Here is a 25,316-nt window from a genome sequence, read left to right on the forward strand (position 1 = left end):
CTCACAGTCCCCCGCCCCCAGGTCAACTCATTCGATTGGAGTCGAAGGATGTTCAACCACGAGCCCACCGACTACGACTGCCCGTTCTGCCGGCTGGCGTCCGGAGGCGGAGACAGCCTCACCACCCAGGACGACGTCGTACTGCGAACGGACCGCGCGCTCGCCTTCGTAGCCTCCCGCTGGTGGCCGAACAACCGCGGACACGTCCTCGTCGTCCCGACCGCGCACCACGAGAACCTGTACGACCTCCCGGCGCCCGACGGCCACGCCGTACACGACGCCGTCCGCGAAACAGCCATCGCGATCCGCCACACCTACGACTGCGAAGGCGTTTCCACCAGGCAACACAACGAGCCGGCCGGCTACCAGGACGCCTGGCACTACCACGTCCATGTCTTCCCGCGATACCCCGGCGACAACCTCTACAACACCCGCCACCTCCCCAACCCCGCCACCTCCGAGGACCGGCAGCCCTACGTACGTCGCCTCAGCGCGTATCTGGGTGGGGGGAGGGAGGGCCCTGAGGAAAGACCCTGAGGCCCGGCTGACGGATGTCATGGGTGGGTCGTGACGAGCGATCCAGGGGCGGAGCGGCGTACTCGCGGAAGCTTTCAGGTATGACGACAACGACTGCGGTCAGCCTGACGGGTGTGACCAAAAGGTACGGGGCGGTGCAGGCGGTCGCCGGGGTGGATCTGAGCATCCGGGCCGGCGAAGTGGTCGCGCTGCTGGGGCCGAACGGGGCCGGAAAGTCCACGACGATCGAGATACTGCTCGGGCTGGTACGGCCGGACCAGGGCACCGTGCAGGTGTACGGCGGCACACCGACCGACGCGATCACGAAGGGCCAGGTCGGGGTGATGCTGCAGAGCGGCGGCATCATCGAGGACGCCAAGGTCGGCGAACTCCTGAACCTGGTCGCGGGCCTGCACACGAACCCGATGCCGGTGCAGGAAGCACTCGAGAGTGCCGGCATCGCGGACCTGACCGACCGGAAGATGAAAGGCCTGTCAGGCGGCCAGAAGCAGCGGGTGCGGTTCGCGATGGCGATCCTGCCGCAGCCGGAGCTGATCGTTCTGGACGAGCCGACGACCGGGATGGACGTCGAGTCGCGGCGCGACTTCTGGGCCTCGATGCACGCCGAGACCGCACGCGGCCGGACCGTGCTGTTCGCGACCCACTACCTGGAGGAGGCCGACTCGTACGCCGACCGCGTGGTGCTGATGCGCAACGGCAAGGTCGTTGCCGACGGCACCTCGGCGCAGATCAAGGCGAGCGTCTCCGGCCGGACCATCCGCGCGACCGTCCCGGGCGCCGATCTCGCGGCGCTCGCGTCGCTGCCGGGTGTCCGCAACGTCGAGACCCGCGGCGAAGTCGTCCTGCTGCAGTGCGCGGACTCCGACGACACCCTGCGCTACCTGCTGAACAACACTCCCGCCCACGACATCGAAGTGACTTCCGCCGACCTGGAGGACGCCGTCCTCGCCATCAGCGCAGAGCAGGAGACCCTGGCATGAACCGCGACTACCTGATGTTCGACATCCGCCGCACCCTGCGGAACCGGCGGGTGCTGATCTTCTCGATCCTGATGCCGTTGGTGCTGTTCATGATCTTCGGCCTGACGCTGCCGGACGACGCGAACGAGGGCGGGATCTCTGCGATCGCCTACGTGATGGTGAGTATGGCGATGTTCGGCTCGATGTCGGCCGCGATGAGCAGCGGCGGCGTGATCGCGGCCGAGCGCGACGGTGGCTGGAACCGCACCCTGCGGCTCACCCCGCTGAAGCCGCAGGCGTACGTGACCACGAAGGTGATCCTGTCGCTGCTGCTGGCGATCCCGCCGCTGCTGGTCGTGTTCCTGTTCGGCCTGATCGTCGGGCACGTGCACCTGGACGCCGGGCAGTGGGTGACGGTCGCGCTGGTGTCGTGGCTGGGTGCCCTGCCGTTCGCCGCGATCGGCCTGGTCATCGGGTACGTCGCCAAGCCGGACAGCGTGCAGCCGATCACCGGTCTGGCCACGATGCTGATCGCGGCCTTCGGCGGACTGTGGCTGCCGGTGGACTCGATGCCGTCGCTGATGAAGCACATCGCCCAGTTGACTCCGGCGTACTGGACCGGTCTGAGCTCCCGGAGCGCGTTGACGGACAGCGGCCTGGACATGCAGGCACTGCTGGTGGTGCTGGGCTGGACCGTCGTCCTGGGCTTCATCGGCCTGCGCCGGTACCGCGCCGACACCGCACGGGCCTGAGCGGCGCGAGCCGGATCCAGGGCATACCGTGACCACCATGACGCGGACGCCAACCCTGCTGGAATCGCTGGCCGAGCGCGGAGACCGCTCCGGCCCCGGCCGGTGGGGTTGGCTGGCGGCCGGAATCTGGCTGTTCTACCTGGCTCAGCCGTTCCAGGAGATCGCGTCCACCCAGCAGGGCGCGATGCGGGTGTTCGGCCTGGCCACGGTGATCCTCTTCGCGATCGCGTACCTCGGGTTCTTCGGCTGGCTGCGCCGAGTCGGCCTCGGGACCGGCGCCATCCCGATGTGGCAGCGGCTCGCGTACCTGGCCGCGATGCTGGCGCTGACCTTCCTGATGCTCCCGACGGCCGGCCAGAAGGCCCTCACCTGCCTGGTCTACATCGCGGCGATCGCGATGATGGCGCTCGACGTCAAGGTCGCGGTGCCGCTCGTGGCCGTGCTGCTCGGCGGCGCGGAGCTGTCGATGCGACTGGTCCCGGGCTGGACCGACGACGGGAGCTACGGGTTCGCGATCTTCCTCGGCGCGCTGGCCGTGTTCGGGATGCGACGGGCGATCCAGCGCAGCATCGAGCTGACCGCGACCCGCCAGGACATGGCCAAGCTGGCCGTCCAGGAGGAGCGGAACCGGTTCGCCCGGGACCTGCACGACATCCTCGGCCACTCGCTGACCGTGATCACGGTCAAAGCTGAGCTGGCCGGCCGGTTGATCGCAGCGAACCCGGACCGGGCCGCGGCCGAGGTGGCCGACGTGGAGAGCCTGGCCCGGGCGGCGCTGGCCGACGTACGAGCGGCCGTCGCGGGGTATCGGGAGCTCAGCCTCGCCGGTGAGTTGGTGTCGGCGCGGGCCGCGTTGCAGGCCGCCGAGATCAAGGCGGACCTGCCGACCACCGTCGACGAGGTGCCCGAGGACAACCGCGAACTGTTCGCCTGGGTGGTCCGGGAGGGCGTGACGAACGTCGTACGGCACTCCGGCGCGAAGCGTTGCACGATCCGGATCAGCGCCAACCAGATCGAAGTACTGGACGACGGGAAGGGGCCGACGCCCGGCGGTGGTGCGTCCGGGCACGGCCTGGTCGGGCTGCGGGAACGAGCGGACGAGGCCGGTGCGAGTGTGCAGGTCGGCCAGGCGCCTGGAAGCGGATTCCGGCTGGCTGTCAGAGTTGGCCCGTGAGTATCCGACTGCTGATCGCGGACGACCAGGCGCTGGTCCGTGGAGCCCTGGCCGCGCTGCTCGACCTCGAACCCGACCTGGATGTGGTGTCTGAGGTCGGTCGCGGCGACGAGGTGATCGCGGCCGCGAAGGCGACCACGCCGGACGTCGCCCTGCTCGATGTCGAGATGCCCGGGCTGGACGGTATCGAGGCCGCCGCCGCGCTGCGGACCGCCGTACCGGGCGTGCGGGTGCTCATGGTGACCACGTTCGGCCGGCCGGGGTACCTGCGCCGCGCGATGGAGGCGGGTGCGGCCGGTTTCGTCGTCAAGGACACGCCCGCCGCGCAACTCGCGGACGCCGTACGACGGGTGCACCAGGGGCTGCGCGTCGTCGATCCGTCACTCGCCGCCGAGACGCTCGTCGCCGGGACGAGCCCGCTCACCGGCCGCGAGTCCGACGTACTGCGGGCCGCCCGCGAGGGAGGCACAGTCGCGGACATCGCCAGGGAACTGCACCTGTCCGAGGGCACCGTCCGCAACCACCTCTCGGCCGCGATCGGCAAGACCGGCGCACGGACCCGGGCCGAGGCCGCCCGCATCGCCCTGGACAACGGCTGGTTGTAACAGGTCGAGACCTCTAGGGTTGGGCCAGGGGAGGGATCTGCATGTCAGTCGAGCAATTCAGTGTGCGGGGGCGGTTGGCGGACACCGGCGAGGGGATCACCGGTGACGAGCTGCAGCTCGCGGCACGTAATCACGGGATGCCCATGGAGGCGTTGCGGTACGACGTGACGCCGGCCGGACTGCACTACGTGCTGGTGCACTACGACATCCCGATGACGAACGCGTCCAACTGGCGGCTCACCGTCGGCGGCTGTGTCGAGCAGCCGTTGTCGTTCGGCCTGACCGAGTTGCGCGCGATGGGTCGTCGTACCGTCCGGGTGACGTTGGAGTGCGCGGGCAACGGACGGGCGGCGTTGCAGCCGCGGCCGATCAGCCAGCCGTGGCTGACCGAAGCCGTCGGTACGGCGGAGTGGACCGGGGTGCTGCTGTCCGATCTGTTGCGGGCTGCGGGGATTCGGTCCGATGCCGTGGACGTGGTCTCCACCGGTGCGGACCATGGTGTCGAGCGCGGGATCGAACAGGACTACCAGCGTGGGCTGACCGTCACCGAGGCGATCGACTCCGGTGCGATCATCGCCTGGGAGATGAACGGACAGCCGTTGCTGCCGCAACACGGTTATCCGCTGCGCCTCGTCGTACCCGGGTGGTACGGGATGGCGAGCGTCAAGTGGCTGCGGTCGATCGAGCTGATCGACCACGCGTTCGAGGGATTCCAGAACGCGGTCGCATACCGGCTCCGCACCGAACAGGACGATGCGGGCCAACCGGTGACCCGGATCGAGCCGCGCGCGCTGCTGGTCCCGCCCGGGTTCCCGGACTTCATGAGCCGGCACCGCTTCGTTGCCGCAGGCACCGTCACGTTGGAGGGCCGGGCCTGGTCCGGCTGGGCGCCGATCGAGCGGGTCGAGATCAGCACCGACGCCGGCGTCACCTGGCAGACCGCCAAACTCGATGCCCCCGGCAACGACGAGTACGCGTGGCGGACCTTCACCCATGACTGGGAGGCCACACCCGGCGAGCATGTCCTCACTGTCCGCGCGTACGACGCCAGCGGCCGCGAGCAACCGATCGAAGCCCCGTGGAACCGCGGTGGTTTCGCCAACAACTCCGCCCAGCGGATCAGCGTTCTGGTGACCTGACCACTCCGCGTGTCGCTGGCCGATTCCGCGGTTCGCCCGTTCCATGCTGGAGACGTACACGGTTCACTCCAGGGAGTGGTGCGGTGAACGAGCTGGGCACGGAGATCCACTTGCACGCGCGGGTGTTTCGCACTGCGAGCGAGTGGTACGCCGATATCGAGGACGAACTGGACCCACAGCCGGACAACCCGCTCTGGTACGGCTCCTACGACTCCCAGCGCGCCGCGATCGACGCAGCCTGTGCGCGGATCGCGGCGATGCATCTGGCTCAGCACTCCGAGCAGTCACTCGGGCTTGTTGGCTGACTTCCCGCCGATGCGGTACGGCGTGGTGACGCCCTCGTACATGAGGTGCGTCATCAAGCCCTGGGAGGCATGCGGGAGGTTGTGGCAGTGGTCCATCCAGACACCGGGATTGTCGGCGACGAAGGCGATCTCGTAGGTCTCGTCGTTCCCGACCTCGAGGGTGTCGATCCACCACGGTGAGCCCGTGGCCGCGACACCGTTGCGAGACAGCACGACCGCGTGATGACCGTGCAGGTGCATCGGATGCGCCTGGCCGCTGCTGTTGGAGATCTTCATTCGTACAACGTCGCCCTCGGCAACCATGTACATCGGTACGTCGGGGTACTTGTGCCCGTTGATCGTCCACCACAGCCCCGGCACCCCGTCGAGGAACCCGGGCCGCCGCCCGATCCGGTACTCGAAGTTCCGGTCGGCCTTCCCCGGGTCGAACCCGAGCGCGGCCGGCGTGCCGTACTTCAGCAGATCGACCGTCTCCCCCGGCAGCTCGGCCGACGGCGGCTCGGCGCCTGCCGGACCGATCCCGACCGACACGATTGCGGCGCCCGCTACCAGCCGCATCCCACCCGCCGGCACCACGGCCTCGAGGTCGACGCGAGCTCCGGCCGCCAGCGGGTACGCCGCGGTCACCGCCGTCGGCCCGTGGACGTCACGACCGTCCACGGCGACCACTTTGTACGGCGTACCGATCAGACCGACGCGCAGGATCGAGTTGTCCGTGTTCACCACCCGCACCCGGGCCATCGTACCGGCGGGCAGGTCGACGTGCTGCGAACCCGTCCGCCCGTTGATCGTCCGCTTCCCGTCGTACGTGTGGATCGCGGCCAGGACCTCACCGGGTTCCTTGGGCGCGATCACGATCGTGCCGAAGAGGCCGCCCTTCACCTCGTCGGCAGAGACCTGGTGCGAGTGGTACCAATACATCCCGGCCTGCTCGGCGCGGAAGCGGTACACGTACTTCCCACCGACCGGTACGGCGTCCTGCGTCACCCCGGCGACACCGTCTTCGGCGTTGGGTACGTCGATCCCGTGCCAGTGCAGGGTGGCGCCGTCCTTGACGGATTCGTTGACCAGGGTGACCTGGACCAGGTCGCCGACCTTCGCCCGGATCAGTGGACCCGGCGAAGTCCCGTTGAGGGTGTACCCGTCGACCGTCTCACCGCTCGCGAGCTGGAACGTTTGCTTCCGCGCCGTCAGCGTGACCGCGACATCCGGCGTACCGGTCTGCGGGCCGGTGAGGTCGGCGACGTTCATGCCGTGGTGGTGCTCGTGCCCGCCGGACTCCGGGCCGCCGCCGAAGTCGGCGTACCCCATCTCGGTCGGAGAATAGTCGCCGGGGACCAGGCTGGTCGCCCAGAGATACCCCAGCGGTACGAGTACCGCCAGGGCGATCCCCAGAGCGATCAGCCGGCCCCGCAAGCGGCGCGGTTTCGGCTCAGCCACTGGTCACAGTCTGCCTGGGTACGGCGGCCCGTCGCGCGGCAGCACCCGCCACACCGGCGATCGCCAGACCGTTGATGCCGTGCAGGACGCCGAGCGCCGGCAGCCCGAAGGACACCACCGCGAGGACGAACTGCAATGCGACCATGCCGACCACGATCCCGGCCAGGGTCCGGCCGCGCGGGACGTCGGTCAGGAACGACACGATCAGGAAGATCAGCGCGAGCAGACCGATCGCCGTGCCGGCGATGCTGTGGTAGCTCTGCCCGAAGTTGCTGTAGTCCGCCCCGATCGTCGTTCCATCGTCGGCGTCCTTGGCGAGAGTGAACCCGGCCAGTGCGATCGCTGCCACCTGCAGCACCACCGCGATCGCGATCAGCAGAGCGAAGGTCCGGTACGTCGCCCTCATGCGCGACGCTCCTGCCGGCGCTTACGGATCACGATCACCGCGGCCACGATCAGCCCGAACAGCAGGATCGGCGGATGGCCGCCGCCCACGGTGCACCCGATCGACGCGATCAGCCCGAGAACGCCGAGCACGATCAGCACCGGCAACGGGATCTTGCCCAGCGGTCCCCGAGCAGCCCACTCCGGCCGCCCGCGTCCGCCCTTGCCCCGTCCGCCCTTGCCTTGTCCCTTGCCTTGACCGCCAGCCCCGCGTCCACCCGGCCCGGTCGCGCCAGCGGCGTTCTCCGGCGAGGTCCACGGCGGCCGCTGCCAGCCCCACGGGCCGGTCCAGCCCTCGTTCGCGCTCTCGCCGGCCCGGTGGTCATCCGGCAGATCCGCGAACAGCGCGGCCAACTCCCGGTCGGTCTTCGCTTCCAGTGCCTGGCCGACGCGCTCGGCGTGCTCCTCCGCGCTGAGCCGGCCGGCTTCGTAGTGCTCGCCCAGACGCCTGACCGCGTCCTCGCGTTCGGTGTCGCCGATACGGATCGGTCCGCCCGGCCTCTCGTCGTTCATGACACTCCTCGGTGCTCGACTTCTGCGATTGCACCAAGCGTGTCTTTCAATCCCCTGTCACCGCGTCGCCTCAGCGGCGGCACCTCACCTACCCCCGGGGGAGCACACTGCGCCCACCGACGCAGTACGACGTACTCCCCCGGGCGTACCGAAGAACGGGTAGTAGTTCGGGGTGGAACCAGGGTTGCGCCCCGATCCACGCTCAGGCGGCCTGGTGGCGGCCGCTACTACCCGTTCTTCGGTACCACTCAGGTGGTGGTGGACAGGATCTGGTTGACGTCGTCGTTCGCCTTCGCCAGGGACGATGGTTCGGCCTCGAACGACATCACCGCGTCCATCGCCGGGGTCATGACCGCGGTGACGTCCGCGGCGTTCGGGTTGGCGGGGTAGGGGAAGACGTCCCCGGCCTCCACTGTCTCGAGGAACGGTGTCACGTCCCAGCCGTCGGCGGCGTACGCCGCCTTGGCCGCGGGCAGGCTGGCCGATACCGCGGGGAACACCACGCCGGCCTTGGCGACGATGTCCTGTGCGGTTTGCGAGCCGAGGAACTTCACCCAGGCCCAGGACGCCTCCCGCCGGGTCGTCCCGGCCCAGATGGTGTCCGCCAGCCCGTTCATCATCGACATCCGCTTCCCGATCGGGCCGATCGGCAGCCGGGCCAGCTTGGTCTTCACCTGCTTGAGCCCGGCGTACGTCGCCAGCATCCATGACCCGTTCGGGGTCATCCCGTACTTTCCCGCACCGAAGCTCGTGGTCACGTCGACCCCGGACTTCGCCTGCGCGTACGTCGGCATGTACCCCTTCGTGATGAGCCCACGCCACCAGCCGATCGTCTCGGTGAACTTCGGGTCGCCGTAGAAGAACTTCGTCCCCCACGGTTCGCCCTCGGAGTACTTCCAGCCGTTGATCGCGGTGTACCAGCTCCAACTGGTCTGCCCGTCGGCGCCGCCGGCATCGCCGTACCCGAGGCCGTAGACCTTGACGTTGTCCTTGTCGAACCCCGGCTGGTCGCCGCGGCGGCCCTTGGAGTCCACGGTGAGCCGCCGGACGATCTGCTCGAAGGTGCCGCCGTCCTGTGGGTTCCAGGTCATCGAGTTCAGCTGCTCGGTGCTGATCCCGGCCGCCTCGGTGAAGGCACTGTTGTAGAAGTAGACCTCGGTGTCGAAGTCCTTCGGCAGTCCGTACCGCTTGCCGTCGGCACCGATCCAGCGATCGGCCAGACCCTTCTGGTAGATGCTCAGATCAATGTTGTCCTTCGCAACATAATCGTCGATCGGCAACACCTGGCCCTTGTCCGCGAACAGCGGGTATTTCGACGAGTGTCCGGTGAACACGTCGGGCGCGGTGTCTGAGATGAACCCGGTGACCAGCTTCGACCAGTAGTCGTTCCAGCCGTACTGCTCGATCTTCACGCTGTACTGCGGGTTCTGCTCGTGGAACACCTTGGCGCACTCGGTGTACATCGGCAGCTGGGCGGAGTCCCAGAGCCAGTAGATGACTTCGCCCTCGCCGCGCGACGCGGCACCGTTGTTGCAGCCGGCCACCGCCGACGCGGCGAGCCCGGCCAGCCCTGCCTTCAGCAGGGTGCGTCTGGAGAATGTCATGGCCGCCTCCTCACTTGATCCCGGAGAAACCGATGGAGTTGGTGATCCGTTTGGCGAATGCCAGGAACAGCACGATCATCGGCAGCGCCGCGACCAGCGTCGCCGCCATCAGCCCGGCCCAGTCCGGTCCACCCTGCGGAGTCTGCGACCGGAACACGCCGAGCGCGACCGTGAGTACGCGGACGTTCTCCTGCTGACCCACCAGCAACGGCCAGAAGTAGTCGTTCCAGGAGTTGATGTAGGTCAGGATCGCCAGCGTCGCGATCGGCGCCGCACTCATCGGGATGATCATCCCGAAGAAGATCTTGCGGTGCCCGGCGCCGTCGATCATCGCCGCCTCCTCCAGTTCGCGGCTGATTCCGAGGAAGAACTGGCGCAGGAAGAAGATCGCGAACGGCGTCATGAACGCCCCCGGCAGGATGATGCCGGCGAAGCTGTTCAGCAGCCCGAGGTTCTTGATCAGCACGAAGTTCGGCAGCGTGGTGAAGATCGGCGGCACCATCAGCGCGGCCAGGAACAGCGCGAACACCTTGTCCCGCCCGGGCCAGCGCAGCCGGGCGAACGCGTACGCCGCCATCGCGCTGAAGAACACCTGGCACGTGGTCGTGACCGTTGCCACGACCAACGAGTTGCGCAGGTACAGCCAGAAGTTGACCGAGGCACCCGAACCGCCCTGCGCCTGGGCTTCCTCGATGGTCGAGAGCCCGAGCACCCGCTTGAACGCACCCAGGGTGGTCTCCACCGGGAGCAGCGAGTTCGGGTGACCGGCGAGCTGGGTGTTGTTGGACAACGCCGTACGCAACATCCAGTAGAACGGGAAGATCGTCAGGATCAGCAGCACGGCCAGGCAGACCCACGCGACGATCCGGCCCGGATTCAGTGGCTTTCTCATGCGAGGTCACTCTCCCTTGCCCGGAGCAACCGAAGCTGCAGCAACGAGACCACCGCGAGGATGGCGAACAGCACCAGCGCCATCGCCGAGGCGTACCCGAAGTCGAACCGGGTGAACGCCCGCTCGTAGATGTAGTAGTAGATGACCCGGGTCGCGTTGATCGGACCGCCCTGCGTGGTCACCGCGACGGTGTCGAAGATCTGGAACGACCCGATCATGGTGACCACCAGGACCATCACCAGAACGGGCCGCAGCAGCGGCAGCGTGATCCGCCAGAACGTCTTCCACTCGCCCGCGCCGTCCACCTCGGCCGCCTCGTAGACGTACGACGGGATCGTCTGCAGCCCGGCGAACACCAGCAGCGCGGTGTAGCCCATGTGCCGCCAGACGTTGATGCCGGCGACGGTCGGGATCGCCCAGTGCGAGTCGCCGAAGAACGCGACCGGGTCGATCCCGATCCAGGTCAGACCCTGGTTCACGATGCCGACCTGGAAGTCGAGCATCCAGTACCAGACCAGTGCGACGACCACGTTCGCGACCAGGTACGGCAGCAGAATCGCCGCACGGACCGTGATCGACTTCGTCAGCCGGTACATCAGCATCGCGATGCCGACCGCCAGGACGGTTTGGACGCCGATGTTGATCACGACGTACTCGACGGTGACCACGAGCGCGTTCCAGAAGAAGCTGTCGTGGATCATCCGCCGGTAGTTGTCCAGCCCGTTGAACTGCGGCGCGGACAGCAGGCTGTACTCGGTGAAGCTCAGGTACGCACCGCGCAGGGTCGGCCAGATGTAGAACACGACGAAGCCCAGGGTGGCCGGGGCCAGGAAGATCATCGCGACCTTCAGGTCCCCCAGGCTTCGCCGCCGGGCAGGCGGCGCCTGGGTATCCCCGCGACTGTGCTGTCTGTCAGGTGGAGCCTTGGTTGTCACGGTCACGGGGATCTCCTTTTCAGTCGGCGATCGACCGGGGGGTCAGTCGATCGCAGTCACATCCAGCAAGATCGCGTTCTCGGGCCACTGCGCTGGGAGGTGTACGCCGACCGCCGCCAGCGCTGCGCCGTTCAGCTCTACCTGTCCACCGTCGGCCGACCAGGCCGCCGCGCGCGACTCGGGCCCGGGTGTCACGGTCTTGCGCACCCGGTAGGTCCGCTGCGGGTCGAGGCCGGGCAGCCGGACCCGGCCGACGGCCGAGGTGACCGATTGCGTCAGCTGTACGGCGGCGTACACGGCGCGCGAACCGTCCTGCGCGACCACGCCGTGCAGCAGGAAGTCGTCCGGACCGCGGTCGGCACGGACCACCTTGCCGGTGTGCAGCAGCGGCCGCAGCTCCTTGTGCAAGGCGACCCAGCCGGACAGTTCCTGACGCTCCTCCGGCGAGGCGGACGCGATGTCCCACTCGATGCCGAAGTGGCCGAACAGTGCGGTGATCGCCCGGAACGACAACGTCTGCGTGCGGCCGGTGGTGTGCGCCCGCGGCGGGCCGACGTGGCAGCCGATCAGCTCCGGCGGCAGCAGCAGTTCCGTGTACCGCTGGATCGTCTGCCGCTCCAGCGCGTCGTTGCTGTCGCTGCCCCAGACGCGGTCGGTGCGCTCCAGGATGCCGAGGTCGACGCGGGCACCACCGGACGAGCAGGACTCGATCTCGAGGCCCGGGTGCCGGCGCTTCAGCTCGTCGATCAGCCGGTACAGCGCGAGCGTCTGCTCGTGGATGCCGGCCGTCCCGGTCAGCTGGTTGCCTCCGTCAACGAAGTCGCGGTTGTGGTCCCACTTCAGATAGGCGATGTCGTACTCGGTGAGCAGCGAGTCGAGCCGCTCGAGGATGTAGTCGTACGCCGCCGGCACGCCGAGGTTCAGGCCCTGCTGATGACGCGCGGTCGGCGGCATCCGGTGGCCGGTGGCAAGGATCCAGTCCGGGTGCTCGCGGGCCAGGTCCGAGTCCGGGTTCACCATCTCCGGCTCGACCCAGAGGCCGAACTGCAGGCCGAGACCCTTCACGTGGTCGACCAGCGGGTGCAGTCCCTTCGGCCAGATCCCTTCGTCGACGTACCAGTCGCCGAGACCGGCGTGGTCGTCGCGGCGGCCGCGGAACCACCCGTCGTCCAGCACGAACCGCTCCGCCCCGACCTCGGCGGCGGCGTCGGCGAGCGCCTTCAGCTTGTCCAGGTCGAGGTCGAAGTAGACGGCCTCCCAGGTGTTCAATACGACGGGACGCTCGGTCCGTGGGTGGATCGACCGGAACCGCAGGTGCTCGTGGAAGCGGGTCGATACCTGGTCGAGGCCGACGCCGTACGAGCCGTAGAGCCATGGCGTGCTGTAGGTGCCCTGCGGTTGCACGCGTCCCTCGCCGGGGAGCAGCAGTTCACCTCCGCCGATCACGGCGTACCCGCTCATGCCGCGCTCGGCGTACGAACGGTGGTTGCCGCTCCAGGCGGTGTGCACGGCCCAGACCTCGCCGTCGCGGAAGCCGAAGCCTTTGGTGCCGGTCATCAGCAGCAGAGTCGCGTCAGCGCCGGTGCGGCCGCGGCGGTTGTCGCGGATGTGCGCGCCCTGCGTGAATGCGTGCCGCTGGGGGTGGCGCTCACCGATGTGCCGGCCGGTCAGGTCGAGCAACTCGGTCGCCTCGGTCGGAACCGGCAGCGCGAGCACCAGCCCGTCGACCGTGTACGGCGTCCCGCCGGTGTTGCTGAGGTCCGCCTTGGCCCGCACGAGGCCGGAGTCGGTCAGTTCGATGATGAGGCGGAGCTTGAGGGCCGCATCGGCGTCCTCGGCATCGACCTGCACGGTGTTGTCGGTCTGCGCGACGCTGACCAGCCTGAAGCTCGCGGAGAAGTTCTGCCCGTCGCGGTGGCCGCTCAGGCCCGGCAGCCCGAACCAGCCCGCGGAGTACTCCGGGACGATCGCGACCGGAAGGTTGTCGTCGAGACCGTTGCCGTCCTGTACGGCCCCGGCCCCACGCCTCAGTTCCAGCAGAGCCCGCTCGTTCAGCTCACCCAGATCCGCGCCCCAGTGCAGCACGGACGGAAGAGTGGGACCCGAGCAGTCCAGCACCAAGCTGACTCCGGCAGCACGAAGCTGCAGCACCTCGATGTTCGACACTGTTGATTCACTCTGCTTTCTGATTGATTTCAGGACGGAACTATTTACCCCGTCAGCCCAGATGTCAATGCTTCACGAAGTTAAGTAAATACCCTAGGGCTCAGCCCGGATTCTTTACAACGAAGGAAGACCGCCGACCCACCAGACGGCACGATCACACCACCTCTGGTGGGTTGACCCACCGGAGGGCGCGATCACACCGCCTCTGGTGGGTTGACCAACCAGAGGGTGGGTTGGCCAGCGGCAGGCGGGTAGCCAACCCACCGTCTCGTGGGTCCACCCACGAGACGGTGGCGCGGGTCAGAGGTTGAGGCGCGCCCGGACCAGCAAGTCATGCAGTCCCGGCTCGGAGATCGGCCTGGACGATTCCGGTCCGCATCAGGTTGATACCGGTCCGGAGGCCGACCACCTCGGTGGCCGGCCGGACGTGGACGCCGCGGAGGTCGACGTCGGAGTCGCGGGACGGGAAGCCGTACAGGTGTGCGCCGGAGACCGTTGCGAAGAGCAAGCGGTACGGCTGTTCTCCCATGATGGTCCGCAGCTCGGCGTAGTCGAGCTGTCGCATGTCACGCGTCACCGAGGCTCCTCTTCCGAACTGACCGGAGCCAAGCGTCGACGCGGGCTACATCGGGCGTGGCCGGCAGAACCGTACGCTGCAAGGCTGTGTCGAGCTCCTCATGCAGGGCGAGGCGCCACCGCTCGACCTCGTCCCAGGACAGCTGACCCTGCTTGACCGCGAGCAGCCGGTCTCGATCCGGGCCGACATCAACGACGAGTCTTGCTTCGAGCAACAGAGTGCGGGCCGCGAGCAACAAGCGGATCAGGTGCATGACGTGCTTCCACTTCGGCGCACCGTCGCGACGGAAGTCCGCTTCCAGCTTCTTGAACTGACTGAGCACGTAGCCGGAGTACGTCTGGTACACGAGCTGCGACAGGAAGGCTCGGCGGAGGTCGATCAACTCCTCCCCGAGCGGCGTCTGCCGGACAACCAGCGGGGAATGGAGCACCTCGAGGAGATTCGGGTTGGCCTTCAGCGCGAGCTCACAGAACCGCTCGACCTCCCAGGAGAACCACTCGTCCTCGGGTCCGTCGACGTGCGTCGGCGGCTTGGCCAGCGACCAGAACGACTCGGTCGGCGCGACATAGACCCCGCGGGTATCAGTGTCCGACGTCTCGGTGTGCAACCCGAACGCCCTCGAACCGACGACCGCGGCGTAGATCGTGTGCTCGCTGACGAGGCGGTCGCCGTCCGGCTGATCCAACTCGATCGCCTCGTCCTGGTACGCCGTACGCAGGCTCAACTGGTCGCGGCGAGCGACTGTCTCCCGGCCGTCGACGAGGCGCACGGTGTAGCGGTCGTCCGGGGTGCTGCCGGCGACGCGGCCGGTCGCCCCACGTTGCGCCGTACCGCCGTGGTCGTCCGGCGCCGCGACCCGGATCACCACCTGCGTCCCCACCGGCAACTGCGGCCCCTGGACTGACATGGCGCCCATGCTCTCCCACCACCAGATCACCCGAACGCCCAGGCCACCAGCCCTTATTGACAAATTTTTCTGTCAAGGAGAGATTGGGCGCATGCTGGGATACGTCGAGGAGCCGGAGAAGCTGCGCGTGGCACTGTCGCCGATCCGGCGGCGGCTGCTCGAGCTGCTCCGCGAGCCGTCGTCGGCGACCCAGCTCGCCGCCACCCTGGGGCTCCCCCGGCAGCGGATGAACTACCACCTGCGCGAGCTGGAGAAGTCCGGACTGATCGAGCTCGTCGAGGAGCGCCGGCGGCGCGGCTTCACCGAGCGGATCCTGCGGGCGAAGGCCGCGACGCTCGTGGTCGATCCGGCCGTGATGGGCCACGCATTCACCGACATCCAGGACCAGTTCGCCGCCGAGCACCTGGTGGACGTCGCCGCCGGCACGGTCCGGGACGTGGCCCGGATGCAGAGTGCCGCCGACGCCGACGGCAAGCGGCTGCTCACGTTCACGCTGGAGGCCGAGGTGCGGTTCGCCGAACCAGGCGACGTACATCGCTTCACCGATGCCCTGACCGAAGCGGTGCGGCGGACCATCGAACAGTTCGACACTGAGAGCGGGCGGCCCTATCGCCTGATCGCCGGCGGCCACCCGGCATCACGACGTACCGAAGGAGAAGAAGGATGAGCGAGGAGACACCGCGGATCGTGGTGACCGTGGCCGCACCGGCCGAGGCGGTCTGGGACGCGCTGCGGAACAAGGACAAGATCCGGCACTGGCACGGCTGGGAGTACGAAGGGACTCAGGGCGGGCTGGAGGAGGAGATCGACCTGATCTACTTCACCAAGGTCGACGACAGCCAGGTCGGGACGCTGATCCTCGGGGACGGCGACCGGTTCGTGGTCGAGCCGGTGGAGGGCGGGTCGCGGATCACGCTGACTCGCTCACCGCGCGGCGCGAATCCCGACTGGGAGGCGTACTACGACGACATCACCGAGGGCTGGACGACGTTCCTCAACCAGCTCAAGTTCGCGCTGGAGCAGCACCCGGACGACGAGCGGCGGACGCTGTTCTACGTCGGCACAGGCGCTGCCTCGCTGACCGGCGAACTGGGTGTCGACATCCGGCCGGCCGGTACGTCGTACGAGCTCGATCTGATCGGCGAAGCGGTGAAGGGCGAGGTCCTGTACACCTCGGAGCACCAGGTCGGCCTGACAGTCGATGCCTGGGGCAACGGCCTGCTCGTGCTCAGCTACATCCCGCCGGGCGAGCTCAAGCCGGACGGCTCCGCGATGGCGATCCTCAGCCTGTACGGCGACGTCGACCGGGATGCGCTGGACGCGCGCTGGAAGAACTGGTGGGAGACGCACTACGTGCCGGCCAGTCTGCCCGGTACGTAACGACAGGAGGTGTCCCGGCCGTCGCTGGGTCGCCAGGCGTGGCCGACGGCGGGAACCGGCCAGAAATGGCGACACCTCCTGTCGATACGTCCCTGACACGGCGGTGACAGGGCGCAAACGTGCCAGCACTCTCGGTCTGTCTCTAGCGGTTACTTCTGAGTACCTTTCTTGCCACGGCGGTCGCCGCCCCGCGGCCGCCCTCCGGCGAGAGAGGTCTTCCGGTGAACATTCCGTCCCGCTCACTCGTGCGTCGAGTGTCCACGTTCCTCGTTCTCTCCATGACCGGGCTCTGCCTGGTCGCCACCCCCGCCCGGGCCGACGGTCCCGGCTCCGGGACGCCGTACGTCGTCACCCTCGGCGACTCCTACATCTCGGGCGAGGCCGGCCGCTGGGCCGGCAGCTCCAACAACTCCGAAGCACCGGCCGACGCGCTCGGTGCGCACGCCTACCACGACAACGCGAGTGGGACCGCCGAGCAGATCCCGCGGTGCCACCGCAGCAGCTCCGCCGAGGCGTTCATCGGTGGTGGTGTCGGCGGACTGAACCTGGCCTGCTCCGGAGCCAGCACCGCGACCAGCACTGGTGACGAGTTCAAGCCAGGCATCGACTTCTACGACGACGGCTCCGGCCATCTCGGGCAGGCGAAGATGCTGCAGCAGTTCGCGGCCGGCCACAACGTGCGGCAGGTGGTCGTCTCGATCGGCGGCAACGACTTCAAGTTCGCGTCGATCGTCACCCAGTGCGTGACCGACTTCCTGCTGTCGCCGTCCTGGTTCCCGGACTACTGCAAGGACGACTCCTCGGTCGTCGCCAACTTCACCTCGGCCAACGTCACCGCCGTACGCGGGAAGATCGCGACCGCCTTCCAGAACGTGCGCACGGCGATGCGGAACGCCGGGTACGGCGACAACGCGTGGACGCTGCTGGTGCAGACCTACCCGTCGCCGCTTCCGGGCGGGAGCGGGTTCCGGTACGGGCAGAGCGGCTACACGCGGCAGAGCGTGGGCGGCTGCGGGTTCTGGAACGCGGACGCCGACTGGGCGAACAACACCGCGCTCGTCACCATCAACAACACCGTCCGGGCGGCGATCGGGCAGTCCGGGCTCGGCAACGTCCGCCTGCTCGAGCTCCAGTCAGCCTTCAACGGCCGGCGGTTGTGCGAGAGCTCGGTCGGTCTCTACGAGGAGGTCGGGCTGAGCTCGTGGACCCAGCCGACGGCGGTCGACAAGACCGAGTGGATCAACCAGATCCGCACGGTCACCACGGTCGGGTCCAACTACTTCATCCAGGAGAGCCTGCACCCGAACTATTGGGCCCAGCTCGCGCTCCGTTCCTGCGTCCGCCAGTCCTACACACAGAACCGCGGCGGCACTTGCACCATTTCCGGCACCGGCCTGCTCAATGGTGAGCCCCGGATGACGCTTGGTTAGTGCCGTGGGTCACCTGGTACGGCGGCCCCGCGGGGTCGCCGTACCAGCGGTTGATTAGGCTCGGTGCGTTGTGGGTGCTCTGGACCAGATGAGGGTGGTACAGGCAGAATCGCGCAGACGAGTCGGCTGCTTCGTGGGGTGTTAGGGCGTAGTGGAAATGGAACATGCGCTGTCGCTGGGCGACCAGCGCTGGGATCTGTCGGACGGTAGCGACTCGATCACCATCGGGCGCGCCTCCAACGCCGACATCCGGTTGACGGCGGACGACCAGATCTCCCGCATCCACGCCCGCCTCGCCCGCTCGGGCAGCACCTGGACTCTCATCGACGAGTCCCGCAACGGCACCGCCCTCAACGGCCGGCGCCTCGCCGCCCCCACGCCCCTCACCGACAACGACCAAATCCAGATCGGCCGCTCGGCCCTGACCTTCCACGAAACCCCCTCCCAGGCGCCTGCCCAACCCGCGGAAGCCCCACCCGCCTCCTTCACCCCACCCGCGGAAGCTCCACCCGCGTCGTTCTCCCCGCCTGAGCCCCCTCCAGCGGCCGCGTATCCCCCACCTGCAGACGCTCCTTACCCAGCAGGCGACGCCTACCCGGCCCCGGCGAACGAGCAGTACGCAGCACCCGCGGACGAGCAGTACGCCGCGCCCGCGGACCAGCAGGACGCGCCCTCGAACGAGCAGTACCGCCGGCCCGCGGACGATCGGTACGCCGCGCCCGCGGACGATCGGTACGTCGCGCCTGCGGACGATCGGTATGTCGCGCCTGCGGAGCAGTACTCCGCGCCGGCAGAGGACTCGTCTCGCGCACCTGCGGAGGACGCGTTCTCAGGGCAGGCAGACGGTGCGTACGCCGCGCCCGACGAGGCGTCGTACCGGGAGGAGGACGCCTCGGCGTACCACCGCGACTCACGGGAAGCTCCTGCGGCGGCACCTTCCGGGCCCGCCGAGCGGCCGCAGGTTGTGGACCGGTTCTCTCTTGCCGAGCCAGTCGCGCTCGGCGACCCAGCCGCGTACGCCCCGGTGACTCCTCCCTCCAGCCGCGCGGACCGAGGTGAGAACCCCTTCGCCCCAACCGAGGCTGAACCCGGGCCGAGCCCGTACGCACCAATAGCCAACAACGAGCAGCCGAGCCCACCCGCACCACCCGAGCCAAACCAGAACGCGCGCCCGTTCAACCCACCCGACCCCGCCGACCGAGGCCCCAGCCTCGCCGACCGCGGCCCGAGCCCAGCCACTCCGGCCAACCGCAACCAGCAGCCAAGCACCGTCACGCCTGACCCCGGCCCGGACCCGAGCGCGTACAAGCCGGCCGAGGCCGACCGGGGCAAGAACCCCTTCGCCCCACCCGAGCCCGAGCAAGCCGCAAACCCCGTCGCCCCAGCAGAGGGCGAGCCCGGCGGCTTCGCGCGGGCCGAGGGCGAGCCCGGCGGATTCGCGCGGGCCGAGGGTGAGCCCGGCGGCCTCACACCACGCGAAGGCGGGCAAGGCGCGAGCCCATTCGCGCCGGCCGAGCCTGAGCCGAGCGGCTTCGCACCACCCGAGAGCGCGCAGCGCGGGAACCCGTTCGCCGCGGCTGAGGGTGCCCCCGGCGGATTCACACCACCCGAGAGCGCGCAGGGCGGGAGTCCGTTCGCCGAGGGCGAGCCCGGCGGATTCGCATCACCCGAGGGCGCGCAGGGCGGGAGCCCGTTCGCTGCGGTTGAGGGTGAGCTGGGCGGATTCGCGCCGGGCGAGGGTGAGCATGGGGGGAACCCCTTCGCGCCTGGTGAGGCTGAGCAGGGTGTGAGCCAGTTCGCTCGCGCCGACGGTGAGTATGAGCCGTCGGGTGGGGAGCGGGTCGATGAGGGTCTTGGTGGGGTTGCGGTTGGGCCTGGGGATTGGGGGGCCTATCCGTCGGCGGACAATCCGGAGCCGGCTCGGTCGCCGTGGGCTGGTGGGATGACCGTGCCGGTTCAGTTCGATCGGTCGCAGGCCAGCCGGAACGAGTCGGCCAGTTGGCCCGACACCGGTCGGGCCGAGGAGCAAGCAGGCGTCGCCCCACCAGCCGGCGGGGCGCAGACATCTCGTGGAGCAGCGGGCGCCCGGCAGACCTCACGTACGGCGCAGGCGTCACGTACGACGGACGCACGCGCCGCGCAGGCCAAGACGCGACGGCCCGCGGACCCCGATGAGGTCGGCCAGGTAAGGCTTGGTCGTGTACTCGCGATCGCAGGCGCCCTCCTCGCACTCGGCCTCCTGATCAACCTCGTCGTCACCTTCTTCTCAACCGGGCCCGGCGATCCGCTCCGCTGGCTGGTACCGCCGGTCATCGCGCTCATCACCGCCATGGTCGTCGCCCTGATGGACGCGCTCAGCGGGCAGGAACGCTCCCCCGGCCGCTTCAACGTCTCCGTGATCGTCGCGATCGTCGTCGTACTGCTCGGCGTCGGTGTCGGCGGGTTCGCGCTCACCGCGGCAGCCCAGTACGCCGCCGGCTACTTCACCGGCAAGGAGTCCGGCGAGGCCCGCCTGGTCAAGCCGGTCGGGAAGGCATTCGACGGCCTGACCGTCACCGTCGAGAACGTGACGTACACGAGCCACTTCACCCGTGTGCAACTCGCGGTCAAGAACGCCGGTGATCAGTCGGTCGCCCTGCCGCTCGACGGCAACGTCGCCCTCACCGGCCCGGAGGGCAACGCGATCCGCGCCGACGACTCGCGGAGCCAGTGGCCGGGCAAGTTCCCGTCCGGCGGCACCGAGCACGGCACGATCACGTTCACGGGCCACCTGCCGGACAACCTGACGACCGCGACCCTCACCCTCAAGTCCGGTGACTCCCCCGTCGCCGTCGGTATTGCCCTCAGCAACTGACAGCGGAGCAAACTGTTGCCCCAGGCAACTCAAAGAAATCCGCGTGCGCACTTACATCGATTATTGATACGGTTCCGGCATGGCGGCAGAGATGGACGTCGAGCGGCTGACCACGGTCATCGAGGACTTCAATCCGATCTTCATCCGGTTACCCTCGGTGCGCAGGTTCAACTTCTCGACCTTGTCGGTCCTGCACACGCTGGCGCGCAACGGGCCGCTCCGGCTGACCGACCTGCTGGCGACCGAGCAGCTCAAGCAGCCCGCGCTCACCAGCCTGGTCACGAAGCTCGAGCAGGATGGCCTCCTGCAGCGCCGCCCCGACCCGAATGACGGCCGCGCGATGCTGCTGTCACTGACGCGCGCCGGCCGGCAGGTCGTACGGTCCCGCCATACGGAGCGGGTCGACAAGCTGTCCCGCCTGGTCGACCGACTGACCCCCGAGGAGCGCGACGTACTCGCGAGCTCCATCCACGTGCTGACCCGGCTGACCGAGATCGCCGCTGAGGAGCAACTATGACCGGCTTTCCCTTGGAGCCAACCCCGATCCACGTCCCGGACGACGTCCTCGACGACCTGCGCCGCCGACTGACCGCGACCAAATGGCCGCTCGACGCCGGGAACGACGACGGCTTCTACGGCGTACGTCGTACTCGACTGCAGGCACTGGTGGAGTACTGGGCCGACGGGTTCGACTGGCGTGCCGCCGAGCGGGCGATCAACGCGTTCGAGCACTACCGCGTCGACGTGAACGGCGTACCCGTGCACTTCCTGCGCAAGCCCGGCGTCGGTCCGAACCCGGTTCCGCTGATCCTGAGCCACGGCTGGCCGTGGACGTTCTGGCACTGGTCGAAGGTGATCGGCCCGCTCGCGGACCCGGCGGCGTACGGCGGTGATCCGGCCGACGCGTTCGACGTGATCGTGCCGTCGCTGCCCGGCTTCGGGTTCTCGACACCGCTGACGAACCAGCCGGACATGAACTTCTGGAAGATCGCCGACGTCTGGCACGACCTGATGACCGGCGTCCTCGGCTACCCGAAGTACGCCGCCGCCGGCTGCGATGTCGGCGCGCTCGTCACCGGGCAACTCGGTCACAAGTACGCCGATGAGCTCTACGGGATCCACATCGGTTCGGGTCTGAAACTCACGTTCTTCAACGGCGACCGCGGCTGGGACCTGAGCGGCGGCAATCCGATCCCGCCGAACCTGCCGCCCGCGATCCACGACCGGATCATCGAGCTGGAACGGCGGTTCGCGGCCCACCTGGCCACGCATGTCCTGGACCCGAGCACCCTCGGCTTCGGCCTCGCGGACTCACCGGCCGGCATGCTCGCGTGGATCCTCGAGCGGTGGCTGAGCTGGTCCGGCGGCGACAAGGCGTTCAGCGACGACGACCTGCTGACGCACGCCACGATCTACTGGGCCGGCAACGCGATCGACACCTCGATCCGCACCTACGCCAACAACAACCGCTACCCGTGGACGCCGTCGCACGACCGTACGCCGGCCATCGAAGCACCCACCGGCATCACCTTCGTCGGCTACGAGGACCCACCCGGCGTCAGCACCCCCGAGGAACGCGTGCAGAACTTCCTGAACAGCGACCGCGCCGAGTGGTACAACCACGTCAACCTGACCGCCCACCCGGGCGGCGGCCACTTCATCCCCTGGGAACTCCCCACCGAGTGGACCGACGACCTCCGCCGCACGTTCCGCGACTATCGCTGAGCGACGCGGAAGAAATCGGCCGGTCTAAGGGCTGGTCGATGGGTTCGGGGGGCGGAGGAGCAGGACGCCGAGCACTACTAGCCAGATTGCCCACAGGTAGCTTCCGAGCAGGCCGCCGAGGTCCCAGACCGGGAAGCTGGGGATCGCGGTGGCGAGGATGTCGCCTTGGTTGGTGAAGTACAGCGCGCTGGCGAGCAGCCCGAGCCAGCCCGCCCATCTCGGCATCAGCTTGGTTCGCAGGATGATGATGCTGACGGTGACCGACCACACGATGCCCAGGAACTGTCCCAGGTGTTCACCGAGTAGCGCACCGCCGTACTGATGCTGCGCGGTCCACGCCACGGCAACCGCCGTACGCGTAGCTGTGTCTCCGTTGACGTAGGTGTCGGCCAGTGGCGGTACTACGAAGACCCAGCGCAGGAATCCGACCAGCGCCAGCAGCACAGACGCCGCGCCCGCCCAGGTGGCGACCCGCAGAGCCGCGTCGTCCCTGCGCTTCAGCGCGGTCGGCAGCAACAGGATCGGTACGGCGAGGATCGCGTACGTCCATGCGACCGCGAACCACGTCCAGACCAGGCTCGTGCCGCCGTCGACGTACTCGGGCAACACCACATCCGCCGGTTGACGCAGGATGTCGGGCCAATCGAACGTCATCGACAACACCGTCGCGGCCACCATGAAGGCCAGGGTCGCCACGATGAAGACGATCCCGGTGAACATCCGTGGTGTGATACCTGATCGACGTCCTGGAACCGGCGCGATGTCGACCTGTTCCAGTTCCTCGTCGCGTTGATGACGTCGCTCGACTCTGGCCATGCCAATCGCCCCCTTGGCGCGGTCACGGCTCCGGGCTGCCCGGGCGCCCCCCGACCCCACCGCTTTCAGCATGCGCGCCGGTTCCAGCGCTGTCCATGGCCTCTCGATCCATGAGGCTTGTCTGGTTTCGCCGCGTGGTGTGTGGGCGTAGCTTCGGAGCAAGTCCTCGTGGAGGTTGACAAACGTGACGGCAGCCGACAGCACCCGAACTGGTGGTGTCGTGCGGGGATTCATGCTCGGCGAGGGTTCGGACGCCGTCGTCGACGCGCTGGATGCGGTCTTTCCCTCCGCCAGCCCGCGAGTCGCCGGCGGTCAGCTCTCCACCGGGGCAGTGAAGATCGAGACGACGCAGTGCGGACCGTTGGGCTCGGACCGATGGCACGTGGGTCTGGGTTTCGCGGTGGACACCGAACCGTACAAGGAACCGCTCGTTGTCTGGTTCTCGCGGCCGGCCGTCGCGACCGTCCCGAGCGGGGAGTTGCGGGTGCCGGCCGGTGGCTCGCTGATGCGTGCGCCGGACGACCCGATGGCGCTCGAATTCCCGCCGTTCGACTCGATCGGGACGCGCGTCAGCTACCGCGACCTCGAGGAGGCCGCCGAGTCGGCGCACGGCGTTTCGCCTGACGACTTCTGGCTGGGCACCGGGCTGCCACTCAACGCCCGGCTCAGCGGGTACTGGCAGTCGGTGAGCCACTACGTCCACCGCGTCCTGACCGACGTACCGTCGTCCGCGGAGAGTCCGTTGGTCGCCCAGCAACTGCACACGCACGTCATCGCGTCGATGCTCGTGGTCTTCCCGAACGCGACGCTGCGGGTCTCGTACGCCCGCTCACCCGGCTGGGTCACGCCGGCGTCCGTTCAACGAGCCGTGGCTTACATCGACGCGCATGCCGCCGAACCGATCGGCGTCAACGACATCGCCGAGGCCGTCGGCACGAGTGCCCGTGCACTCCAGTACGCCTTCCGCCGGCATCTGGAATGTACGCCGTTCGAGCACCTACGACAGGTCCGACTCGAACGCGCGCACCGCGACCTGCAGAAGACCGACCCCGCCAGCGGCGTCACTGTCCCCACGGTCGCCTACCGGTGGGGTTTCTCCGTCCCCCGATTCACCGCCTCCTACCACGCCGCCTACGGTCGCAGCCCAGGCCGGACCCTCCAGGAGGGAAGCTGAGCTGCGATGCCAGTCGTCTTCGAAAGCACCACGATCGACGAGATCGAGGCCTTTCTGTCCGAGACGTACACGCGGGTGAACCTGTCCGGACTCAACGGCGTACCGACCCGGACCCGCATCGCCCGGACCTTCCTCCCCGGCCTGACCAGCGATGAGTTCCAGCTCGGCGCGGACCTGTCCTACCGCGCCGATCCGCTCGACCGCTACTTCGTGTGCAGCCTTCGTTCCGGTGGAGTCGAGATTCCGGAGTACTCCGCTGGACCGGGCGACGTACTGCTCCTGCCTCCTGGAGAGCGCGGGCTCACGGGCAGGCTGCGGCACCCGCGTGAGCTCGTCCTCATGATCGATCCCACCGTCCTGCAGCGGGTCGCCGCCACCGCGCTCGACGGGCGAAGGCCCGCGGCGCTCAGTTTCCACAGCCACCGACCCGCCACGACGGCGGCCCAGCGGCAACTGCGGGACGCGATCGACTACGTGCACACGCAGACACTCACCAACCCGGCGCTCGTCTCCGAACCCCTCATTTCCACGACCATCACGCAGTTCCTCGCCGCGATGGTCCTGGCCACGGTCCCCAACAACACCCGCACCGACCCCACCGCCGAGAACCGCCGCGACGCCCACCCGGCCACCCTCCGCCGAGCGATCAGCTACATCGAGGCCAACCCCCACCGCGAGCTCACCATCGCCGACATCGCCACCGCCGCCGGCGTCACCAACCGCGCGATCCAACTCGCGTTCCGCCGGCACCTCGACACGACCCCGCTGGCCTACCTCCGACAAGTCCGCCTCGCCCAGGCCCACGCCGACCTCCAGGCCGCCGACCCCACCCAAACCACCGTCACCGCCATCGCCGCCCACTGGGGCTTCCACCACCCCGGCCGCTTCGCCAACCAATACCGCACCGCCTACGGCCAGTCCCCCAGCACCACCCTCAACACCTGAGAACCCCCAGTACACGCAAGAAGGCCGGTCCCCGAGGGGACCG

General features: G+C 68.5%; 25 protein-coding genes. 15 read left to right on the forward strand and 10 right to left on the reverse strand.

What is annotated here, in order from left to right:
* Positions 1-48 precede the first annotated feature (48 nt).
* From ACIBG5_RS33420 to ACIBG5_RS33450, 7 genes are all read left to right on the forward strand, one after another.
* Positions 49-537, forward strand: a complete 489-nt coding sequence (locus tag ACIBG5_RS33420; protein ID WP_396395518.1) for an HIT family protein — start codon at positions 49-51, stop codon at positions 535-537.
* 80 nt (positions 538-617) lie between these two features.
* A complete protein-coding gene (locus ACIBG5_RS33425) occupies positions 618-1,517 on the forward strand; it encodes an ABC transporter ATP-binding protein (protein WP_396395519.1) in 900 nt (299 codons plus the stop codon).
* Positions 1,514-2,248, forward strand: coding sequence for an ABC transporter permease (locus ACIBG5_RS33430; RefSeq protein WP_393387345.1), 735 nt, complete (start codon positions 1,514-1,516; stop codon positions 2,246-2,248). Before ACIBG5_RS33425 ends, ACIBG5_RS33430 begins: the two co-directional genes overlap by 4 nt.
* Before the next feature lie 37 nt (positions 2,249-2,285).
* Positions 2,286-3,422 (forward strand): sensor histidine kinase, encoded by a 1,137-nt coding sequence (locus ACIBG5_RS33435; protein ID WP_396395520.1) that lies wholly within the window; start codon positions 2,286-2,288, stop codon positions 3,420-3,422.
* Positions 3,419-4,027, forward strand: a complete 609-nt coding sequence (locus ACIBG5_RS33440; RefSeq protein ID WP_393387339.1) for a response regulator transcription factor — start codon at positions 3,419-3,421, stop codon at positions 4,025-4,027. The genes ACIBG5_RS33435 and ACIBG5_RS33440 overlap by 4 nt, the downstream gene beginning before the upstream one ends.
* A 41-nt stretch (positions 4,028-4,068) precedes the next feature.
* On the forward strand, positions 4,069-5,166 hold the full coding sequence (locus ACIBG5_RS33445) for a sulfite oxidase (RefSeq protein ID WP_396395521.1): 1,098 nt from the start codon (positions 4,069-4,071) through the stop codon (positions 5,164-5,166).
* 83 nt (positions 5,167-5,249) lie between these two features.
* Positions 5,250-5,471: a hypothetical protein gene (locus tag ACIBG5_RS33450; protein WP_396395522.1), complete on the forward strand. Its 222-nt coding sequence runs from the start codon at positions 5,250-5,252 to the stop codon at positions 5,469-5,471.
* Here the strand turns inward: ACIBG5_RS33450 and ACIBG5_RS33455 are convergent.
* From ACIBG5_RS33455 to ACIBG5_RS33495, 9 genes are all read right to left on the reverse strand, one after another.
* Positions 5,451-6,911, reverse strand: a complete 1,461-nt coding sequence (locus ACIBG5_RS33455; protein WP_396395523.1) for a multicopper oxidase family protein — start codon at positions 6,909-6,911, stop codon at positions 5,451-5,453. The genes ACIBG5_RS33450 and ACIBG5_RS33455 overlap by 21 nt on opposite strands.
* On the reverse strand, positions 6,904-7,317 hold the full coding sequence (locus ACIBG5_RS33460; protein WP_396395524.1) for a hypothetical protein: 414 nt from the start codon (positions 7,315-7,317) through the stop codon (positions 6,904-6,906). Before ACIBG5_RS33460 ends, ACIBG5_RS33455 begins: the two co-directional genes overlap by 8 nt.
* Positions 7,314-7,868 (reverse strand): DUF1707 domain-containing protein, encoded by a 555-nt coding sequence (locus ACIBG5_RS33465; protein WP_396395525.1) that lies wholly within the window; start codon positions 7,866-7,868, stop codon positions 7,314-7,316. The genes ACIBG5_RS33460 and ACIBG5_RS33465 overlap by 4 nt, the downstream gene beginning before the upstream one ends.
* A gap of 248 nt (positions 7,869-8,116) precedes the next feature.
* Complete coding sequence (locus ACIBG5_RS33470; protein WP_396395526.1) at positions 8,117-9,472, reverse strand: ABC transporter substrate-binding protein; 1,356 nt, start codon at positions 9,470-9,472, stop codon at positions 8,117-8,119.
* A gap of 10 nt (positions 9,473-9,482) precedes the next feature.
* Positions 9,483-10,364, reverse strand: coding sequence for a carbohydrate ABC transporter permease (locus tag ACIBG5_RS33475; protein ID WP_396395527.1), 882 nt, complete (start codon positions 10,362-10,364; stop codon positions 9,483-9,485).
* A complete protein-coding gene (locus ACIBG5_RS33480; RefSeq protein WP_396395528.1) occupies positions 10,361-11,305 on the reverse strand; it encodes a carbohydrate ABC transporter permease in 945 nt (314 codons plus the stop codon). The genes ACIBG5_RS33475 and ACIBG5_RS33480 overlap by 4 nt, the downstream gene beginning before the upstream one ends.
* A 36-nt stretch (positions 11,306-11,341) precedes the next feature.
* Complete coding sequence (locus tag ACIBG5_RS33485; RefSeq protein WP_396395529.1) at positions 11,342-13,465, reverse strand: alpha-galactosidase; 2,124 nt, start codon at positions 13,463-13,465, stop codon at positions 11,342-11,344.
* Positions 13,466-13,796: 331 nt separating this feature from the next.
* Positions 13,797-14,042 (reverse strand): DNA polymerase beta superfamily protein, encoded by a 246-nt coding sequence (locus ACIBG5_RS33490; protein ID WP_396395530.1) that lies wholly within the window; start codon positions 14,040-14,042, stop codon positions 13,797-13,799.
* The gene (locus ACIBG5_RS33495; protein ID WP_396395531.1) at positions 14,032-14,949 is read right to left on the reverse strand and encodes a DNA polymerase beta superfamily protein; all 918 of its coding nucleotides are present in this window, start codon (positions 14,947-14,949) and stop codon (positions 14,032-14,034) included. Before ACIBG5_RS33495 ends, ACIBG5_RS33490 begins: the two co-directional genes overlap by 11 nt.
* A 91-nt stretch (positions 14,950-15,040) precedes the next feature.
* Between ACIBG5_RS33495 and ACIBG5_RS33500 the strand changes: the two genes are divergently transcribed.
* The 6 genes from ACIBG5_RS33500 to ACIBG5_RS33525 all read left to right on the forward strand — a co-directional run bounded on the left by ACIBG5_RS33500 (position 15,041) and on the right by ACIBG5_RS33525 (position 22,338).
* Entirely contained in the window at positions 15,041-15,616 is a 576-nt protein-coding gene (locus ACIBG5_RS33500; RefSeq protein WP_396395532.1) for a helix-turn-helix domain-containing protein, read from the forward strand.
* Positions 15,613-16,329, forward strand: coding sequence for an SRPBCC domain-containing protein (locus tag ACIBG5_RS33505; protein WP_396395533.1), 717 nt, complete (start codon positions 15,613-15,615; stop codon positions 16,327-16,329). Before ACIBG5_RS33500 ends, ACIBG5_RS33505 begins: the two co-directional genes overlap by 4 nt.
* Before the next feature lie 221 nt (positions 16,330-16,550).
* Entirely contained in the window at positions 16,551-17,759 is a 1,209-nt protein-coding gene (locus ACIBG5_RS33510; protein WP_396395534.1) for a hypothetical protein, read from the forward strand.
* A 157-nt stretch (positions 17,760-17,916) separates the two neighbouring features.
* Positions 17,917-20,613, forward strand: coding sequence for an FHA domain-containing protein (locus ACIBG5_RS33515; RefSeq protein WP_396395535.1), 2,697 nt, complete (start codon positions 17,917-17,919; stop codon positions 20,611-20,613).
* Positions 20,614-20,692: 79 nt separating this feature from the next.
* On the forward strand, positions 20,693-21,130 hold the full coding sequence (locus ACIBG5_RS33520) for a MarR family winged helix-turn-helix transcriptional regulator (RefSeq protein WP_396395536.1): 438 nt from the start codon (positions 20,693-20,695) through the stop codon (positions 21,128-21,130).
* A complete protein-coding gene (locus ACIBG5_RS33525) occupies positions 21,127-22,338 on the forward strand; it encodes an epoxide hydrolase family protein (RefSeq protein WP_396395537.1) in 1,212 nt (403 codons plus the stop codon). The genes ACIBG5_RS33520 and ACIBG5_RS33525 overlap by 4 nt, the downstream gene beginning before the upstream one ends.
* A gap of 24 nt (positions 22,339-22,362) precedes the next feature.
* Here the strand turns inward: ACIBG5_RS33525 and ACIBG5_RS33530 are convergent, their stop codons facing one another.
* Positions 22,363-23,154, reverse strand: coding sequence for a DUF4386 domain-containing protein (locus tag ACIBG5_RS33530; protein WP_396395538.1), 792 nt, complete (start codon positions 23,152-23,154; stop codon positions 22,363-22,365).
* Positions 23,155-23,338: 184 nt separating this feature from the next.
* On the opposite strand from ACIBG5_RS33530, the gene ACIBG5_RS33535 reads away from it, so the two are divergent.
* A complete protein-coding gene (locus ACIBG5_RS33535; protein ID WP_396395539.1) occupies positions 23,339-24,328 on the forward strand; it encodes a helix-turn-helix transcriptional regulator in 990 nt (329 codons plus the stop codon).
* Positions 24,329-24,334: 6 nt separating this feature from the next.
* Positions 24,335-25,273, forward strand: a complete 939-nt coding sequence (locus ACIBG5_RS33540) for an AraC family transcriptional regulator (protein ID WP_396395540.1) — start codon at positions 24,335-24,337, stop codon at positions 25,271-25,273.
* Positions 25,274-25,316: the final 43 nt, after the last annotated feature.

It is taken from the genome of Kribbella sp. NPDC050241 (assembly GCF_044459685.1).
Classification (GTDB): Bacteria; Actinomycetota; Actinomycetes; order Propionibacteriales; family Kribbellaceae; genus Kribbella.